The sequence below is a fragment of the Christiangramia aestuarii genome, from assembly GCF_009735585.1.
GTDB classification, from domain to species: domain Bacteria; phylum Bacteroidota; class Bacteroidia; order Flavobacteriales; family Flavobacteriaceae; genus Christiangramia; species Christiangramia aestuarii.
The window spans coordinates 1-357 of record NZ_VJVW01000178.1 but is presented as its reverse complement, the minus strand read 5'-3'; the positions used below and the strand labels follow the sequence as shown (position 1 = coordinate 357).

The following is a 357-nucleotide window of genomic DNA, read 5'->3' as shown; positions in this document are numbered from 1 at the left end:
TCAGTGTCGACGCCAGCGGCAACCTGCTGATCACCCGCGACATCCGCAACCTGTTCGACTACTTCCTCAGCGCCGTCGGCGAAGAGCCCCTGCAGCAAAGCCTGGACCGCCTGCGCGCCTACATCGCCGCCGAACTCCAGGAGCCGGCGCGCGGCCAGGCGTTGGCGCTGATGCAGCAATACATCGACTACAAGAAGGAACTGGTGCTGCTCGAACGCGACCTGCCGCGCCTGGCCGACCTCGACGCCCTGCGCCAGCGGGAAGCCGCGGTGAAAGCCCTGCGCGCGCGGATCTTCAGCAACGAAGCGCACGTGGCGTTCTTCGCCGACGAGGAAACCTACAACCAGTTCACCCTGG

General features: G+C 66.1%; 1 protein-coding gene. It reads left to right on the top strand.

All coding sequences use genetic code 11. The features are described 5' to 3' along the window. Positions 1-357, top strand: a 357-nt coding sequence (locus tag FLP08_RS17435) for a lipase secretion chaperone (RefSeq protein ID WP_202912821.1), incomplete at both ends; no start/stop codon positions are given.